Annotated in this window: 15 protein-coding genes and 1 tRNA gene; 15 read left to right on the top strand and 1 reads right to left on the bottom strand. The window is 60.8% G+C overall.

What is annotated here, in order from left to right; all coding sequences use genetic code 11:
* The first annotated feature begins 94 nt into the window (after positions 1-94).
* From C2L65_RS10660 to C2L65_RS10645, 4 genes are all read left to right on the top strand, one after another.
* A complete protein-coding gene (locus C2L65_RS10660; RefSeq protein ID WP_007588177.1) occupies positions 95-733 on the top strand; it encodes a phosphatidylserine decarboxylase in 639 nt (212 codons plus the stop codon).
* A gap of 20 nt (positions 734-753) precedes the next feature.
* Entirely contained in the window at positions 754-1,626 is an 873-nt protein-coding gene (gene pssA / locus C2L65_RS10655; RefSeq protein WP_007588176.1) for a CDP-diacylglycerol--serine O-phosphatidyltransferase, read from the top strand.
* Positions 1,627-1,747: 121 nt separating this feature from the next.
* Positions 1,748-3,007, top strand: a complete 1,260-nt coding sequence (locus C2L65_RS10650; RefSeq protein ID WP_103254517.1) for an IS256 family transposase — start codon at positions 1,748-1,750, stop codon at positions 3,005-3,007.
* A 1,096-nt stretch (positions 3,008-4,103) separates the two neighbouring features.
* Positions 4,104-5,654 carry a 2-isopropylmalate synthase gene (locus tag C2L65_RS10645; protein ID WP_042314726.1) on the top strand — a complete coding sequence of 517 codons (1,551 nt, stop codon included), beginning with the start codon at positions 4,104-4,106 and terminating at the stop codon, positions 5,652-5,654.
* Between the two features lie 130 nt (positions 5,655-5,784).
* On the opposite strand, the gene C2L65_RS10640 is transcribed toward C2L65_RS10645, so the two are convergent.
* Positions 5,785-6,309: a hypothetical protein gene (locus C2L65_RS10640; protein ID WP_042314725.1), complete on the bottom strand. Its 525-nt coding sequence runs from the start codon at positions 6,307-6,309 to the stop codon at positions 5,785-5,787.
* 177 nt (positions 6,310-6,486) lie between these two features.
* Here C2L65_RS10640 and C2L65_RS10635 point away from each other — a divergent pair, with 177 nt between their 5' ends.
* The 11 genes from C2L65_RS10635 (at position 6,487) to C2L65_RS10585 (ending at position 16,369) form a co-directional block, all read left to right on the top strand.
* Positions 6,487-7,758, top strand: a complete 1,272-nt coding sequence (locus C2L65_RS10635; RefSeq protein ID WP_042314724.1) for a branched-chain amino acid ABC transporter substrate-binding protein — start codon at positions 6,487-6,489, stop codon at positions 7,756-7,758.
* 170 nt (positions 7,759-7,928) lie between these two features.
* Positions 7,929-8,201: a 30S ribosomal protein S15 gene (gene rpsO, locus C2L65_RS10630; RefSeq protein ID WP_007588169.1), complete on the top strand. Its 273-nt coding sequence runs from the start codon at positions 7,929-7,931 to the stop codon at positions 8,199-8,201.
* A 316-nt stretch (positions 8,202-8,517) separates the two neighbouring features.
* Entirely contained in the window at positions 8,518-10,656 is a 2,139-nt protein-coding gene (gene pnp, locus C2L65_RS10625; protein ID WP_042314723.1) for a polyribonucleotide nucleotidyltransferase, read from the top strand.
* Positions 10,657-10,783: 127 nt separating this feature from the next.
* The gene (locus C2L65_RS10620) at positions 10,784-11,800 is read left to right on the top strand and encodes an NAD(P)H-quinone oxidoreductase (protein WP_042314722.1); all 1,017 of its coding nucleotides are present in this window, start codon (positions 10,784-10,786) and stop codon (positions 11,798-11,800) included.
* 155 nt (positions 11,801-11,955) lie between these two features.
* Positions 11,956-12,735: a triose-phosphate isomerase gene (gene tpiA / locus C2L65_RS10615; protein WP_042314721.1), complete on the top strand. Its 780-nt coding sequence runs from the start codon at positions 11,956-11,958 to the stop codon at positions 12,733-12,735.
* Positions 12,736-12,822: 87 nt separating this feature from the next.
* Positions 12,823-13,212 carry a preprotein translocase subunit SecG gene (gene secG, locus C2L65_RS10610; protein WP_042314720.1) on the top strand — a complete coding sequence of 130 codons (390 nt, stop codon included), beginning with the start codon at positions 12,823-12,825 and terminating at the stop codon, positions 13,210-13,212.
* 112 nt (positions 13,213-13,324) lie between these two features.
* Positions 13,325-13,409: transfer RNA gene (locus C2L65_RS10605), tRNA-Leu, on the top strand.
* Positions 13,410-13,580: 171 nt separating this feature from the next.
* Positions 13,581-13,940: an NADH-quinone oxidoreductase subunit A gene (locus C2L65_RS10600; RefSeq protein ID WP_007588164.1), complete on the top strand. Its 360-nt coding sequence runs from the start codon at positions 13,581-13,583 to the stop codon at positions 13,938-13,940.
* Between the two features lie 62 nt (positions 13,941-14,002).
* Complete coding sequence (locus C2L65_RS10595; protein WP_006052903.1) at positions 14,003-14,482, top strand: NuoB/complex I 20 kDa subunit family protein; 480 nt, start codon at positions 14,003-14,005, stop codon at positions 14,480-14,482.
* Positions 14,483-14,503: 21 nt separating this feature from the next.
* Positions 14,504-15,106 (top strand): NADH-quinone oxidoreductase subunit C, encoded by a 603-nt coding sequence (locus C2L65_RS10590; RefSeq protein ID WP_042314719.1) that lies wholly within the window; start codon positions 14,504-14,506, stop codon positions 15,104-15,106.
* A gap of 9 nt (positions 15,107-15,115) precedes the next feature.
* Entirely contained in the window at positions 15,116-16,369 is a 1,254-nt protein-coding gene (locus C2L65_RS10585; protein WP_042314718.1) for an NADH-quinone oxidoreductase subunit D, read from the top strand.
* Positions 16,370-16,436: the final 67 nt, after the last annotated feature.

The following is a 16,436-nucleotide window of genomic DNA, read 5'->3' as shown; positions in this document are numbered from 1 at the left end:
AAATGCGCCGGAAGCGTCAAAAAGCCGTCCAGGTGTGCTGAACCCTGGACGGCTTTTGCTATCCTACGGTTTTACAAAAAGACTGAACCCATTTATGAATTACCCTCATCCGATCATCGCGCGCGAAGGCTGGCCGTTCATTGCCATCGCGGCCGTCGTTGCGTTGTTGATCCACTTCATCGCAGGGTTCGGCATTGCCTGGATTTTCTGGCTGTTGCTCATCTTCGTCGTGCAGTTCTTCCGCGATCCGGCGCGTCCCATTCCGACGCAGGCCAACGCGGTGCTGTGCCCGGCCGACGGCCGCATCGTCGCTGTCGAAACCGCGCACGATCCGTACGCGAACCGTGAAGCGCTGAAGATCAGCGTGTTCATGAACGTGTTCAACGTGCATTCGCAGCGCTCGCCCGTGGATGGCGCGATCTCGAAGGTCGAATATTTTCCGGGTGCGTATCTGAACGCCGCTGTCGACAAGGCGTCGACGGAAAACGAGCGCAACGCGGTCGTGATCGAAACGGCGAGCGGCGCGACGGTGACGTCGGTGCAGATCGCGGGCCTGATCGCGCGGCGCATTCTCTGCTACGTCAGGGCGGGCGAGCCGCTCACGCGCGGCCAGCGCTATGGTTTCATCCGTTTCGGTTCGCGCGTCGACGTGTATCTGCCCGTGGGCAGCCGCCCGCGTGTGTCGATCGGCGAGAAGGTCTCGGCTTCGTCCACGGTTCTGGCTGAACTATAAAGCGGCACAGGGAGGGTTCGATGGCCGCATTCAAACCGCGTCGTCCTCGTAGCAGCGGTGCGCCGCAGCCGCGACCGTTCAGGCGCAACAAGCCGTCCGCCGTCACGGAATCCGTGATTGACAGCCGGCGCGCCGCGCGACAGCAGTTTTTGCGCAAGCGCGGGATTTATCTGCTGCCCAATGCGTTCACGACGGCGGCGCTTTTCTGTGGATTCTTCGCCGTCGTGCAGGCGATGAACGTGCGCTTTGAAGTCGCTGCGATTGCGATTTTTGTCGCGATGGTGCTCGATGGCATGGATGGGCGTGTTGCGCGTATGACGCATACGCAGAGCGCTTTTGGTGAGCAGTTCGACAGTCTGTCGGACATGGTGTCGTTTGGCGTTGCGCCGGCGCTTGTGATGTATGAGTGGATTCTGAAGGATCTCGGGCGCTGGGGCTGGCTCGCGGCGTTTGTTTATTGTTCGGGCGCGGCGTTGCGGCTGGCTCGGTTCAATACGAATATTGGTGTCGTCGATAAGCGGTTTTTTCAGGGCATGCCGAGTCCGGCTGCGGCTGCGTTGATCGCTGGTTTTGTCTGGCTTGCTACCGATAATCGCGTGCCTTTGAAACTGGTCTGGTTGCCGTGGGTTGCTTTTGCTTTGACTATTTACGCGGGCGTGACCATGGTGTCGAATGCGCCGTTTTATAGCGGTAAGGCGCTGGATGTGCGGCATCGCGTGCCGTTTGCGGCGATTTTGCTTGTTGTGGTTGCGTTTGTGCTCGTTTCTTCTGATCCGCCTTTGATGCTGTTTGGGCTGTTTGTGCTTTATGGGCTGTCGGGGTATGTGTTCTGGGCGTATCGCGTGGTTAGGGGAATGGGGAATCCTGCTCGTTCCTCGCAGCGGCCGGGTTAAGGGTTTTTGGGTTGTCTGCGACGCTGGTTTGATTTGCTTGTGTGTGTTCGCTGGCATCCGCGTTTTGGGGGCTGTCATAGATTTTGTGTTCAAGGCATAACATGTAGCTCAAGGAGCATGTATGCCACGCAAACCCAAGACGACCACCGAAGCGCAGACAGCGTTGCCGTCCATTCCGAAGGAACTAATCGACCAGTTCGTGAAGGGGCCGATGACGGCCGAAGCGGTGCATGCCGCTTCGGCGGCGTTCAAGAAGGCGCTGATCGAGCGGGCGCTGGGCGCCGAACTTGGACACCATCTGGGCTATCCGGCGGGTGCCGTGCGGCCAGAAGATGCGACCAACCAGCGCAACGGCAAGAGCGGCAAGACAGTGCTGACCGACGACGGTCCGCTACGCCTGGAGATTCCCCGTGACCGCGACGGCAGCTTTGCGCCGATCCTGATTCCGAAGCACGAACGGCGTTTTACCGGCTTTGACGACAAGATCATCGCGATGTACGCCCGTGGCATGACAGTGCGCGAGATCCAGGGGTTTCTGGCCGAGCAGTACGGTACCGATGTATCGCCGGAATTCATCAGTTCGGTGACCGATGCCGTGATGGACGAGGTGAGTATCTGGCAGGCGCGTCCGCTCGAGCCGATGTACCCGGTAGTGTTCTTTGACGCGCTACGCGTCAAGATCCGCGAGGAAGGGATGGTGCGCAACAAGGCGATCTATCTGGCGCTGGGCATCCTGCCGGACGGCACACGGGACATCCTGGGGCTGTGGATCGAGAACACGGAAGGCGCGAAGTTCTGGATGAAGGTATTCAGCGACCTGAAGGTGCGTGGCGTGCAGGACATCCTGATCGCAGTCACCGATGGACTGAAGGGCATGCCTGAAGCACTGGGCGCGGTGTTTCCGGCCACCACGCTCCAGACGTGCATCGTGCACCTGATCCGCCACTCGCTGGACTACGCGAGCTGGAAAGACCGGCGGGGGCTGGCTGCTGCCCTCAAGCCGATCTATTCGGCAACGGGCGCTGAAGCTGCGCAGACCGAACTGGATGCGTTCGAACAGGGTGAGTGGGGCCAGAAATTCCCGACGGTGGTGGCCGCCTGGCGTCGGGCCTGGGATCGCGTGATCCCCTTCTTCGCGTTTCCGCCAGCGGTTCGCAAGGTGATCTACACGACCAATGCCATCGAAAGTGTCAATGCCCGGCTACGCAAGATCGTCAAGACGCGTGGGCACTTCCCGACGGACGAGGCCGCGACCAAACTGCTATGGCTGGCCTTGCGCAATATCACGGCTGACTGGAGCCGTGCCGCGCATGACTGGAAAGCCGCGATGAACCAGTTCGCGATCCTCTACGAGGATCGCTTCACAAGGAATCATTTGTAGAATGCAATTGACGAGCCTGCCAGATGGCAGGCTTTTATCTGCCTTGCACACAAAAATTCAGACACTCCCGCGTTTTGTTAGCGTGCTTCACGCGTCGCCCCTGTGCGGGGCGGCACCTACTTTTCTTTGCCGCCGCAAAGAAAAGTAGGCAAAAGAAAGCGGCTAACACCGCCAGCCTGTGTTCTTATCCACGGGCCCCCAACGTCCCCACGCTTCACACGGCAATCACGTGACTCATGTTCGTTGCCAACGCTCCGAATTGACGCCTCACCCGCTTCACGCGTCCGCGTCGCAGCATGCCGCGCCAGATATTCCACCGCCGCCCAGGCGGCAAACTGTGTGTAGGCCGTAGAGCCACACACGTCTCACTCCGAACCGATAGCGCACGCGTTCCACCCTGTAAGAGCGCCAAGCTATACGTCGCGACAACCTACACACAGTTTGCCACCTGGGCGGCGGAAACCATTCGCTGCCGGTAGCTCTTGTTCGGGTGTTTAAAGTGGGTGAGGCGGTCATTCGAAGCGTTGGCAACGCACGCGAACAGAAATGCTGCCGTGTGAAGCATAAGACCCGTTGGGGGCCCTCAGGCAGGAACAAGAACTGGTGGTGTTAGCCGCTTTCTTTTGCCTACTTTTCTTTGCGGCGGCAAAGAAAAGTAGGTGCCGCCCCGCACAGGGGCGACGCATGAACAGCAAACACCGTAGCGCGGATGCCAGCGCAAAGGTCAAAACACCAAACGGCGACGCGTGAAGCACGAAGGCAACGCGCGGATGCCAACGCGACAGCCAAAACACCAACCAAACCGCCCGCGCAGCAAAAACCCAAAACCAAACCAAAAAGCCCGGCCCGCAGGGCCCCCAATTGCACGTTTCCGGCATTGCCGCTATAGTCTCTGGCATGGCACTTTCCAAGTTCCCCTTCCTGTCTCTTCAAGCCGGCAAGCTACTACGCTCGCTAGCTCTAGCGCGCCTGCCGCGCTGATCGTTTTCGCCCTCCGTCTGCCTCGTTTGTTGTTTAGCGTCGTCTGCGGTGATGGCGCAAACACTCGAATTCCGTTTTCCAAATCAAATTGACCGAATCCCCCTGGAGACCCGAGATGGCAGACAAGCTCATCATTTTCGATACGACGTTGCGTGACGGCGAACAATCGCCCGGTGCGTCGATGACGAAGGAAGAAAAGATCCGTATCGCGAAGCAGCTCGAACGGATGAAAGTAGACGTGATCGAAGCCGGCTTCGCCGCCAGCTCGAACGGCGACTTCGACGCGATCCACACGATCGCCGGCATGATCAAGGACAGCACGATCTGCTCGCTCGCCCGTGCGAACGACAAGGACATCCAGCGCGCCGCCGACGCCCTGAAGCCCGCCGATCACTTTCGCATCCACACGTTCATCGCGACGTCGCCGCTGCACATGGAAAAGAAGCTGCGCATGACGCCCGACCAGGTGTTCGAGCAGGCGAAGCTGGCCGTGCGTTTCGCGCGCAAGTTCACGAATGACGTCGAGTTCTCGCCGGAAGACGGCAGCCGTTCGGACATGGACTTCCTGTGCCGCGTGCTCGAAGCCGTCATCGCGGAAGGCGCGACGACCATCAACATCGCCGACACCGTCGGCTACGGTGTGCCGGAACTGTACGGCCAGCTCGTGAAGACGCTGCGCGAACGCATTCCGAACTCGGACAAGGCCGTGTTCTCGGTTCACTGCCATAACGACCTCGGCATGGCCGTCGCGAACTCGCTGGCAGGTGTGCAGATCGGCGGCGCGCGTCAGGTGGAGTGTACGGTCAACGGTCTCGGCGAGCGCGCAGGCAACACGTCGCTCGAAGAAATCGTGATGGCGGTGCGCACGCGCAAGGACTATTTCGGCCTCGAACTCGGCATCGATACGACGCAGATCGTGCCGGCATCGAAGCTCGTATCGCAGATCACGGGTTTCGTCGTGCAGCCGAACAAGGCGGTAGTCGGCGCGAACGCGTTTGCGCACGCGTCAGGCATCCACCAGGACGGCGTGCTGAAGGCGCGCGACACCTACGAAATCATGCGCGCCGAAGACGTGGGCTGGACCGCGAACAAGATCGTGCTCGGCAAACTCTCGGGCCGCAACGCGTTCAAGCAGCGTCTGCAGGAACTGGGCATCTCGCTCGACAGCGAAACCGAACTGAACCTCGCGTTCCAGCGCTTCAAGGAACTCGCGGACCGCAAGTCCGAAATCTTCGACGAAGACATCATCGCCATCGTCACGGAAGAATCGGCCGAAGCGCAGGAGCGGGAGCATTACAAGTTCGTGTCGCTGTCGCAGCACTCGGAAACGGGCGAGCGTCCGCATGCGCGCATCGTGTTTTCGGTCGCGGGCAAGGAAGTGGTCGGCGAAGCGAACGGCAACGGCCCCGTCGACGCAACGCTGAACGCGATCGAAACGGAAGTGGGCAGCGGTTCGGAACTGCTGCTGTACTCGGTCAACGCCATTACGACGGGCACGCAGGCGCAAGGTGAAGTGACCGTGCGTCTGTCGAAGGCCGGGCGCATCGTGAACGGCGTCGGCACGGACCCGGATATCGTCGCCGCATCGGCGAAGGCGTATATCTCGGCGCTGAACCGTCTGTATGCTGGTCACGACAAGCTGAATCCGCAACGCTCGGAAATCTGATCCGCGTTGGCCGCATTCAGTCGCAATGAGAAAACCCCGCCGCGGCGGGGTTTTTCTTTGTGTCTGCGCGACGAAAAATCATGAAAAAGCCGCCTCGCGAGGCGGCTTTTCCGTTTGGCGCCGAAGCAACTCAGAACAAGCTGCGGCGATCCGGATCGTGCAGCGGATCGGGCGTCTTTTGCGTCAGACGCAGGATGCCCTGATCGTCGAAATAGAAGCTGTACATCATGTACCAGACGTTGTCTTCCAGATACCGATACGTCCACACTTCGCGCTTCATCAGCGGGAAATAGTTCGTTTCGACCGGGCGTCCGAAGTTGACGAGCACGTCGTCACGCGTCCATTTGCCGATTTCCGCGCGATAGAACTCGTTGGGCTGCAGCACCTGGCGCACGTTCACGATCTTGCCCGACGCGTCGACGTCGGCGGCTGTGGTGGTTTCGCCCATCGGCTGCGTCGGCCACATCAGGCGCTTCCCGCCGTTGGGCAGGTCGTACACTTCGCGCGGCGGACCGAGGCGGGCGACGATCGTCGACTGATCCGCGCCCGCCTGATAGTTCTGCCAGGGCTGCGCGCAGCCGGCGAGCGTCACGACGCACGCGAGAGCGGCTAGCGCGCCGCGCGCTGGGCGCACGAATGAAAGGCGGTTGAACATGACACCTCCGGTGGTGTTCGATGAGTGGTTGTTGTTCTAGGCTGATATTTTGACACGCGCCGCGTCAAAAGATTTTCGGGCATTCGCCCGCCGGGACGGGCCTTCGCGTGCTATTTGCTTGCTTGCGGCCCGCGCGCCGTCCTATGATCCGCGCTTCGATCGACAGATGAGACGCTGATGAAAGCAAAGTGGGCAAAGGCGATAGTGACGGCGATGACGCTGGTCGCGGCGACGATTCCTGCAGCCAATGTGCATGCGCAGGGTGCGCCGATCCGTATCGCGATGATCGAAGGCATGTCCGGCCCGTTCGCGAACGCCGGCGCGGCTGTCGAGCGGAACCTGCGGTTCGGCGTTGAAACGGTCAACGCGCGCGGCGGCGTGAAACTGGCGGACGGCGTGCATCCGCTGGAGCTCGTCGTGCTGGACAGCAAGGGCAGCGCGGAAGAGGCGCTCGTGCAACTGCGCGCAGCCGCCGACAAACACATCGGTTTCATCGCGCAAGGGAACAGTTCGGCCGTGGCTGCCGCCTTGCTCACGGCGATCGACAAGCAGAACACGCGCGAGCCGGACAACCGCGAGCTGTTCCTCAATTATTCCGCCGACGACCCGGCGCTCACCAACGCGAACTGCAGCTTCTGGCATTTCCGCTTCGACGCGCACGCGGGCATGCGGATGGACGCGCTCGCCGATGTCATCCAGCGCGACAAGTCGGTGAAGAAAGTCTATCTGCTGAATCAGGACTACAGCTTCGGGCATGACGTGAGCACGCTGGCGCGCGCCGCGCTCGCGTCGAAGCGGCCGGATGTCGCGGTGGTCGGCGACGAGTTTCATCCGATCGGACGCGTGAAGGATTTCGCGCCGTACATCGCGAAGATTCGCGCGAGCGGCGCGGACGCGGTGATTACGGGCAACTGGGGCAACGATCTGACGCTGCTCGTCAAGGCGGAGCGCGAGCAGGGCCTCGACACGAAGTTCTACACGTTCTACGGCAACAGTCTGGGCGCGCCGGCCGCGCTCGGCGACGCGGGCGTGAAGCGCGTGATCGCCGTGGCCGACTGGCATCCGAATGCAGGCGGCGCGGCATCGGACGCGTGGTACGCGTCCTTCCGGCAGCGTTTCCCGGCTGCGCAGGACGATTATCCCGTGCTGCGCATGCCGCTGATGATCGAGATGCTGGCGGCGGCGATGATCCGTGCGGGCAGCGCGCAGCCGGAAAAGGTCGCGAAGGCGCTGGAAGGGATGAAGTACGACAACGGTTTTCATGCGTCGTGGATGCGCGCCGACGACCACCAGTTGATCCAGCCCCTTTACGTGATGGAAATGGACAAGGCAGGCACGCCGGGCGTCCATTTCGACAACGAAGGCTCGGGTTACGGCTTCAGAACGGTGCTGGCGCTGCCGCCCGAGCGCACGGTGCCGCCCACGACATGCCGGATGAAGCGGCCCTGAGCGGCGCGTGAACGTTCAGCCGCGGCCGGATTCAGGCCTGGCCAGAAGCACGGCCCGAAACCGCGGGGTTCGCCGGATGAACGGGCTGTGCTACAATACGCGACTCGTTTTGTTGTAACCACGGCACGGCCTTTCTTCCGTGACCGCCTGTCGATTCAAAGGAAATCAACATGTCCGTAGCTGAAATCACCAAGAAATCCGACGTCGTCGCGCAATTCGCACGCGCTGCTAACGACACCGGATCGCCAGAAGTTCAGGTCGCTCTGCTGACCACGCGTATCAACGAACTGACGGTTCACTTCAAGGCCCACACGAAGGACCACCACAGCCGCCGCGGTCTGCTGCGCATGGTGAGCCGTCGTCGCAAGCTGCTCGACTACCTGAAGGGCAAGGACGCTGACCGTTACCGCGCTCTGATCGAGAAGCTGGGTCTGCGTAAGTAATCCGGCGCATCGGACTTTCTGTCAGCAAGATGCCTGTGTCAGTTCCGCTGATACAGGCATTTTGTTTTTCAACGGTGCGCTTCGTGTGAGGTTTGCCGTTGATACCACCCGTCAGGCGTGCCGGTTGCGCCGCGGGTAAAACGAAATAAAGCCGGGCTTCAGGGTAGGGCGCTGTGTCATTCCAGCGGTTCGCGTGCAAACAGTTGCATCCACGTGATTCTCTGGAATGGCATAACACTCCTCTACCCGAAAGGTTCGGTCCTGACGGTGCCGCGCGCGGTTTTGCGCGGCATGACCAAAAGATCAAGGAGGACAAATGTCTCTGTTTAACAAGGTCGTCAAAGAATTCAAGTGGGGCCAGCATACGGTCCGCATGGAAACGGGTGAAATCGCCCGCCAGGCGGGCGGTGCCGTGCTGGTCGACATCGAAGACACCGTCGTGCTCGCGACCGTCGTCGGCGCGAAGACGGCAAAGCCGGGTCAGGACTTCTTCCCGCTGACCGTCGATTACATCGAAAAAACCTATTCCGCAGGCAAGATCCCCGGCGGCTTCTTCCGTCGCGAAGGCCGTCCGTCGGAAGGCGAAACGCTGATTTCGCGTCTGATCGACCGTCCGCTGCGTCCGCTCTTCCCGGAAGGCTTCTACAACGAAGTGCAGGTCGTCATCCACGTGATGTCGATCAACCCGGAAGTCCCCGCTGACATCCCCGCGCTGATCGGCGCATCGGCTGCACTCGCTGTGTCGGGCCTGCCGTTCAACGGTCCCGTCGGTGCTGCGCGCGTCGCGTACATCAACAACGAGTACGTGCTGAACCCGACCCGCTCGCAAGTCAAGGAATCGAGTCTGGACCTCGTCGTCGCCGGTACGGAGCGCGCGGTGCTGATGGTCGAATCCGAAGCGGATCAACTGCCGGAAGACGTGATGCTGGGCGCTGTCGTGTTCGGTCACGAGCAGATGCAAACGGCTATCGACGCGATCCATGAACTGGTCCGTGAAGGCGGCAAGCCCGAGTGGGACTGGCAAGCGGCGCCGAAGAACGAAGCACTGATCTCGCGTGTCAATGAAATCGCAGGCAACGAACTGCTGTCGGCGTATCAGACGCGCGACAAGCAGGCTCGTTCGACGAAGCTGAAGCAAGTCTACGCAGCCACGCAAGCCAAACTCGAAGAAGAAGCAGCGGCAGCGGGCACGGTGGCAGCCGACAAGGCATCCGTCGGCAACGTGCTGTTCGACATCGAAGCGAAGATCGTCCGTTCGCAGATCCTGAACGGCGAGCCGCGTATCGATGGCCGCGACACGCGCACGGTTCGTCCGATCGAAATCCGCACGGGCGTCCTGCCGCGCACCCACGGTTCGGCACTCTTCACGCGTGGCGAAACGCAGGCGCTGGTCGTTGCGACGCTCGGCACGAAGGGCGATGAGCAGATCATCGACGCGCTCGAAGGCGAATACCGCGAGCGCTTCATGCTCCACTACAACATGCCGCCGTTCGCGACGGGCGAAACGGGCCGCGTCGGCTCGCCGAAGCGCCGCGAAATCGGCCACGGCCGTCTCGCGAAGCGCGCGCTGGTTGCGTGCCTGCCGAGCGCAGAAGAATTCGGCTACTCGATCCGTGTCGTGTCGGAAATCACGGAATCGAACGGTTCGTCGTCGATGGCTTCGGTGTGCGGCGGCTGCCTCGCGCTGATGGACGCCGGCGTGCCGATGAAGGCGCACGTCGCCGGCATCGCAATGGGCCTGATTCTCGAAGGCAACAAGTTCGCCGTGCTGACCGACATCCTCGGCGACGAAGATCACCTCGGCGACATGGACTTCAAGGTGGCGGGCACGGAAGCTGGCGTGACGGCACTGCAGATGGACATCAAGATCCAGGGCATCACGAAGGAAATCATGCAGGTCGCGCTCGCGCAAGCGAAGGAAGGCCGCATGCATATCCTCAGCAAGATGACCTCGGCTGTCTCGGGTGCGAACACGGAACTGTCCGACTACGCGCCGCGCATGATCACCATCAAGATCAATCCGGAAAAGATCCGCGACGTGATCGGCAAGGGCGGTTCGGTGATCCGCGCGCTGACGGAAGAAACGGGCACGACGATCGACATTTCGGATGACGGCGTCGTCACGATCGCGAGCACGAGCAGCGAAGGCATGGCCGAAGCGAAGAAGCGCATCGAGAACATCACGGCGGAAGTCGAAGTCGGCCAGATCTACGAAGGCACGATTCTCAAGCTGCTGGACTTCGGCGCGATCGTCAACCTGCTGCCGGGCAAGGATGGTCTGCTGCACATCTCCGAAATCGCCAACGAGCGTATCAAGGACATCAACGACTACCTGAAGGAAGGCCAGCAAGTGAAGGTCAAGGTCATCCAGACGGACGAGAAGGGTCGTGTGCGTCTGTCGGCGAAGGCGCTCCTGAACGAAGCAGCACAAACGGAGCCGACGCCGCAGCAGTAACGCGGTGAAAGCAGGAACGGCCGGTAGCGCAACTGCGCGCCGGCCGTTTTTCATGTAGGGTGGATTGCAGTGCGAACGGGTTTGCACGGCCGGTTTGCAGCGCAATCCAGACCTGGGAGAGACGACGATGAACGCAATCGAAATCACCGAATTCGGTGCGCCGGAAGTCTTGAAGCTCGCCGAGCGGCCGATGCCCGAACCGAAAGCGGGTGAAGTGCTGATCAAGGTGTCCGCGTCGGGCGTGAATCGCCCGGACGTGTTCCAGCGCAAGGGCGGCTATGCACCGCCGCCGGGCGCATCTGACCTGCCAGGGCTGGAAGTGGCGGGCGAAATCGTCGGCGGAAACATCGACGAGAAGCGCAATCCGTTCGGTCTGAAGATCGGCGATCGCGTGTGCGCGCTGATGGCGGGCGGCGGGTATGCGGAATATGCCACCGTGCCGCTGCTGCAATGCCTGCCCGTCCCGAAGGGCTTCTCCGATATCGAAGCAGCTGCGTTGCCCGAGACGTTTTTCACGGTCTGGAGCAATGTTTTTGACCGTGCGATGCTCGGCAGAGGCGAGGGCGGCGAGAACGAAACGTTTCTCGTGCAGGGCGGCTCGAGTGGCATTGGCGTGACGGCAATCCAGATTGCGCATGCGCTCGGCTTTCGCGTGTTCGCGACGGCCGGCACCGACGAGAAGTGCCGCGCATGCGAGGAAATCGGCGCCGAGCGGGCGATCAACTACAAGACGGAAGATTTCGTCGAGGTGATCAAGTCGCTCACGAACGACCGTGGCGTCGACGTGATCCTCGACATGGTGGCGGGCAGCTACGTGCCGCGTGAACTGAAGGCGCTCGCCGACGGCGGCCGTCTCTGCATCATCGCGCTGCTGGGTGGGGCGAAGGCGGAAGTGAATCTGAACGACATTCTGCGTCGCCGGCTCACGGTTACTGGGTCGACGCTGCGTCCGCGGCCCATCGAGTTCAAAGCGAAGATCGCGGCGCAACTGAAAGAGCGCGTATGGCCGCATCTCGAAGACGGCACGATCAAGCCGGTGATCTTCAAGGTGTTCCCCGCTGCCGAGGCTGCGCAGGCGCACGAGCTGATGGAGAGCAGCACGCACGTCGGCAAGATCGTGCTGAATTGGGGCGCGGGTGCTTGACAGCGGTCGTTTAATTGAGTTTGACCCAGTCTGTCAGCACACAGTAAAATCGCGTGTTTTGCGCGTTCTGCATGGTTTTTGCATGCGGAGCGGGTACCGAGCGCCGACGAAGCGGACGCGTTCTTCACCCGTACCACGATAAAACGAGCGAGACGATGGCGAATCAACGAGCAAAACTGGTAGTCGGTAACTGGAAGATGCACGGCCGGCTGGCTGATAACCGCGTGCTGCTGCAGGCGGTATCGCGCGGCGCCGAAGATCTTCCGGACGATGTGCGAGTCGGCGTGTGCGTGCCGTGCCCGTATCTGGCGCAGGCGCAAACGCTGCTCGAAAGCGGCCGCGTTGCGTGGGGTGTGCAGGATATCTCCGCGCATACGCAAGGCGCGTTTACCGGCGAGGTCGCGGCTGAAATGGCTGCCGAGTTTGGCGCGTCGTACGCGATCGTCGGGCATTCGGAGCGTCGTGCGTATCATCGCGAAAGCCCCGAGATCGTCGCTGTGAAGACGCAGCGTGCGCTCGAAGCAGGTTTGACGCCGATCGTCTGTGTCGGCGAAACGCTTGAAGAGCGCGAGGGTGGCAAGACCGAGCAGATCGTTGGTGAGCAACTGGATGCAGTGCTCGTGAAGCTGTCGGTGGAAGAAGCGGCTCGCCTCGTGGTCGCGTATGAGCCTGTGTGGGCAATTGGCACTGGCAAGAGCGCGACGGCGCAGCAGGCGCAGGACGTTCACGCGTTCCTGCGCGCGCGTCTCGTCGCAAAGGGCGGCGATGCCGCTGACGTGCGGTTGCTGTATGGCGGCAGCGTGAAGCCGGAGAACGCGGAAGACCTGTTCAGCCAGCCGGATATCGATGGCGGCCTGATTGGTGGCGCGTCGTTGAAGGACAAGGATTTCCTGGCAATCTGCACGGCAGCTGTTGCGGCAACGGCCGCGCGCTGAGCATCAAGGCAGAGTGCCCGGGCGAGGATGACCCATTGCGTGCAGCATGTCGTGCTGTGCGGTTAAATAAAGACTCAGGTGAGTGTGATGCTGTATTTGAAAACGTTGATCATTGTCGTGCAGTTGCTGTCGGCGCTTGGCGTCATCGGCCTCGTGCTTCTGCAGCACGGCAAAGGTGCCGATATGGGCGCCGCTTTTGGTAGCGGTGCATCGGGCAGTCTCTTCGGCGCGACAGGCTCTGCTAATTTTCTGTCACGTACCACTGCGATACTGGCAGCTGTGTTCTTCGTCACCACGTTGACACTGACGTACCTCGGCGCTTATCACTCGAAGCCTTCGGCGGGCGTACTGGGCGGCATGCCGGCAACGGCACCTGTTGCTGCATCGGTTGCTCCTGGCGCTTCGGCACCGGCTAATGCATCGGCTGCAATTGCTGCGTCTGCAGCTTCTGCGCCAGGCCAAGACGTGCCGAAATAAATTTTCGGGAAAAACACGTTTGTGCGTTGAACAAACTGTTTGGCCGGGTTACAATTCAAGTCTTGAAGCGATTCGCGGGTTTTACAAGTTGTTTTCCCGGATTGCAGACAGTGCCGACGTGGTGAAATTGGTAGACACGCTATCTTGAGGGGGTAGTGGCGAAAGCTGTGCGAGTTCGAGTCTCGCCGTCGGCACCAATGTTATCTAATGCCAGCCGCTTGCTTCAGCTTCGGCTGGCATTTTCACTTCTGAGGTGGTGTTTGCTGTGGGCTTTCAACATCAAGCATCCCGAAGTGTTTCGCGTCAGGGGTTGTTCAGCGTAGTCAACGTCTCCTGACGTCACTCAGAACCAACCGATTGAGGATACTTTGAACCTCGCAGCCTATTTCCCCGTCTTGTTGTTTCTCCTCGTGGGCACCGGTTTAGGCGTAGCACTGGTCAGTATTGGCAAGATCCTCGGTCCGAATCGACCGGACACCGAAAAGAACGCACCGTACGAGTGCGGCTTCGAGGCATTCGAAGATGCGCGCATGAAGTTCGATGTGCGCTACTACCTGGTCGCCATTCTCTTCATCATCTTCGACCTTGAAACGGCATTCCTGTTCCCGTGGGGCGTGGCCCTGCGCGATATCGGCTGGCCCGGCTTCATCTCGATGATGATTTTTCTGCTCGAATTCCTGTTGGGCTTCGCCTATATCTGGAAGAAAGGCGGTCTCGACTGGGAATGACGGGTTAATCGCCGGTATGTGTAGGTGGCGATGGCTCGCCGCCTGTCTGGAGTGGAAAACAAATGAGTATCGAAGGGGTCTTGAAGGAAGGGTTTGTCACCACCACGGCTGACAAGCTGATCAACTGGACGCGTACCGGTTCGCTGTGGCCGATGACGTTCGGTCTCGCGTGTTGCGCGGTCGAGATGATGCATGCGGGCGCTGCCCGTTATGACCTTGACCGTTTCGGCGTGGTGTTTCGTCCGAGTCCGCGTCAGTCGGACGTGATGATCGTCGCCGGCACGCTGTGCAACAAGATGGCGCCTGCGCTGCGCAAGGTGTACGACCAGATGGCCGAGCCGCGTTGGGTGATCTCGATGGGTTCGTGCGCGAACGGCGGCGGCTACTATCACTATTCGTACTCGGTGGTGCGTGGCTGTGACCGTATCGTGCCTGTCGATGTGTATGTGCCGGGCTGTCCGCCCACAGCTGAAGCGCTGGTGTACGGCGTGATCCAGTTGCAGGCGAAGATCCGCCGGACCAACACCATCGCCCGTCAATAAAAGCCCAAGCCTCCCCACAATATGGCAAGCAAACTCGAGACTCTCAAAGCGAACCTCGAGGCGGCCTTTGGCGGCCGCCTGACGAGCATCACCGAATCGATCGGTGAGCTGACCATCGTCGTGAAGGCAGGCGATTACCTCGAAGTGGCGAAGCGTCTGCGCGACGACGCGACGCTGCGTTTCGAGCAGTTGATCGACCTCTGCGGTATCGACTATCAAACCTACGGTGAAGGCGCTTACGAAGGTCCGCGTTTTGCCGCCGTCCTGCATCTGCTGTCCGTGTCGAACAACTGGCGCCTGCGCGTGCGTGTGTTCGCGCCGGACGACGAAGTGCCGCTCGTCGCGTCGGTCGTCGACATCTGGAGTTCGGCCAACTGGTACGAGCGCGAAGCGTTCGACCTGTACGGCATCGTCTTCGAAGGCCATCCGGACCTGCGCCGCATCCTGACCGACTACGGTTTCATCGGTCACCCGTTCCGCAAGGATTTCCCTGTCTCCGGTTACGTCGAAATGCGTTACGACCCGGAAGAGAAGCGCGTCGTCTATCAGCCGGTGACGATCGAGCCTCGGGAAATCACGCCGCGCGTGATCCGCGAGGATCGCTATGGCGGCCTGAAACACTAAGAGAACGCCATGGCAGAGATCAAGAACTACACGCTCAACTTCGGCCCGCAGCACCCGGCAGCGCACGGCGTGCTGCGCCTCGTGCTCGAACTCGACGGCGAAGTGATCCAGCGCGCCGATCCGCACATCGGCCTGCTGCATCGCGCGACTGAAAAGCTCGCGGAAACCAAGACTTTCATTCAGTCCGTGCCGTACATGGACCGCCTCGACTATGTGTCGATGATGGTCAACGAGCACGGCTACGTGTTGGCCATCGAAAAGCTGCTCGGCATCGATGTGCCCATCCGTGCGAAATACATCCGCGTGCTGTTCGACGAAGTCACGCGCGTGCTGAACCACCTGATGTGGATCGGTGCGCACGCGCTCGACGTCGGTGCGATGGCCGTGTTCCTCTACGCCTTCCGCGAGCGCGAAGACCTGATGGACGTGTATGAAGCGGTGTCCGGCGCACGGATGCACGCGGCGTACTATCGTCCGGGTGGTGTGTATCGCGATCTGCCGGACGCGATGCCGCAATACAAGGCATCGAAGATCCGCAATGCGAAGGCCTTGTCGAAGATGAACGAGACCCGTCAGGGCTCGCTGCTCGACTTCATCGAAGACTTCTTCAATCGCTTCCCGAAGTGCGTCGACGAGTACGAAACGCTGCTCACCGACAACCGCATCTGGAAGCAGCGTCTGGTCGGCATCGGCGTCGTGAGCCCGGAGCGCGCGCTGCAACTGGGCATGACGGGCGCGATGCTGCGCGGTTCGGGCATCGAGTGGGATTTGCGCAAGAAGCAGCCGTACGAAGTGTACGACCAGATGGATTTCGACATTCCCGTCGGCGTGAATGGCGACTGCTACGACCGCTATCTGGTGCGCGTCGAAGAAATGCGTCAATCCACGCGGATCGCGAAACAGTGTATTGAATGGCTGCGTAAGAATCCTGGTCCTGTGATGACCGACAATCACAAGATCGCGCCGCCGTCGCGTGTGGGCATGAAGTCGAACATGGAAGAGCTGATTCACCACTTCAAGCTCTTCACGGAAGGCTTCCATGTGCCTGAAGGCGAAGCGTATGCCGCTGTCGAGCATCCGAAGGGCGAGTTCGGCATCTATCTGGTGTCGGACGGCGCGAACAAGCCGTACCGCCTCAAGATTCGCGCGCCGGGTTATGCGCATCTGTCCGCGCTCGACGAAATGGCGCGCGGCCACATGATCGCGGACGCCGTGACGATCATCGGCACACAGGACATCGTGTTCGGTGAAGTCGATCGCTAACGCGGTCGTCGCAAGCGGTTTTCATCAAGGCACGCGCTCACGTAGCCGATAAAGCATGAGAAGCGGA

Origin of the sequence: Paraburkholderia terrae, from assembly GCF_002902925.1 — a bacterium.
Lineage (GTDB): Bacteria > Pseudomonadota > Gammaproteobacteria > Burkholderiales > Burkholderiaceae > Paraburkholderia > Paraburkholderia terrae.
Note: the sequence above shows the minus strand (reverse complement) of the source record. Positions and strands in the feature narration are given on the sequence as shown.

Excerpts from the sequence above, each read along its gene's own strand:
- C2L65_RS10660 (WP_007588177.1), top strand. The coding sequence starts at position 95 with ATGAATTACCCTCATCCGATCATCGCGCGCGAAGGCTGGCCGTTCATT.
- pssA (WP_007588176.1), top strand. The coding sequence starts at position 754 with ATGGCCGCATTCAAACCGCGTCGTCCTCGTAGCAGCGGTGCGCCGCAG.
- C2L65_RS10650 (WP_103254517.1), top strand. The coding sequence starts at position 1,748 with ATGCCACGCAAACCCAAGACGACCACCGAAGCGCAGACAGCGTTGCCG.
- C2L65_RS10645 (WP_042314726.1), top strand. The coding sequence starts at position 4,104 with ATGGCAGACAAGCTCATCATTTTCGATACGACGTTGCGTGACGGCGAA.
- C2L65_RS10640 (WP_042314725.1), bottom strand. The coding sequence starts at position 6,309 with ATGTTCAACCGCCTTTCATTCGTGCGCCCAGCGCGCGGCGCGCTAGCC.
- C2L65_RS10635 (WP_042314724.1), top strand. The coding sequence starts at position 6,487 with ATGAAAGCAAAGTGGGCAAAGGCGATAGTGACGGCGATGACGCTGGTC.
- rpsO (WP_007588169.1), top strand. The coding sequence starts at position 7,929 with ATGTCCGTAGCTGAAATCACCAAGAAATCCGACGTCGTCGCGCAATTC.
- pnp (WP_042314723.1), top strand. The coding sequence starts at position 8,518 with ATGTCTCTGTTTAACAAGGTCGTCAAAGAATTCAAGTGGGGCCAGCAT.
- C2L65_RS10620 (WP_042314722.1), top strand. The coding sequence starts at position 10,784 with ATGAACGCAATCGAAATCACCGAATTCGGTGCGCCGGAAGTCTTGAAG.
- tpiA (WP_042314721.1), top strand. The coding sequence starts at position 11,956 with ATGGCGAATCAACGAGCAAAACTGGTAGTCGGTAACTGGAAGATGCAC.
- secG (WP_042314720.1), top strand. The coding sequence starts at position 12,823 with ATGCTGTATTTGAAAACGTTGATCATTGTCGTGCAGTTGCTGTCGGCG.
- C2L65_RS10595 (WP_006052903.1), top strand. The coding sequence starts at position 14,003 with ATGAGTATCGAAGGGGTCTTGAAGGAAGGGTTTGTCACCACCACGGCT.
- C2L65_RS10590 (WP_042314719.1), top strand. The coding sequence starts at position 14,504 with ATGGCAAGCAAACTCGAGACTCTCAAAGCGAACCTCGAGGCGGCCTTT.
- C2L65_RS10585 (WP_042314718.1), top strand. The coding sequence starts at position 15,116 with ATGGCAGAGATCAAGAACTACACGCTCAACTTCGGCCCGCAGCACCCG.